Consider the following 273-nt stretch of genomic DNA (forward strand, 5'->3'; position numbering starts at 1 on the left):
GCTTTACCGATCCGTACTTTAGCAATGCCTTGGTCTTTTTGGCCAAAAAAGACAGCAGCTTTGACCCTAGTAACAACAGCGATATCGACTCGCATTCTATTGCTGCACAGCGTTCAACCATTTCATCGCAGTGGCTAGAAGACACGTATCCAAAAGCCGATATGAAGCTTTATGATACGTTGAGCAATGCGTTTTTGGATCTCGGTTCAAACCGTGTCGATGCGATGATTTCTGATAAGCTGCCTGCCATAGAATGGCTGAGCTCAAATGCTG

At 45.4% G+C, this 273-nt stretch carries 1 protein-coding gene; it reads left to right on the forward strand.

The features are described 5' to 3' along the window. A partial coding sequence (locus AAEY87_RS13970; RefSeq protein ID WP_350657608.1) for a type 2 periplasmic-binding domain-containing protein occupies positions 1–273 on the forward strand: 273 nt, incomplete at both ends.

It is taken from the genome of Psychrobacter sp. S1-30-MNA-CIBAN-0213 (genome assembly GCF_040309845.1).
In the GTDB taxonomy this organism is placed as follows: domain Bacteria; phylum Pseudomonadota; class Gammaproteobacteria; order Pseudomonadales; family Moraxellaceae; genus Psychrobacter.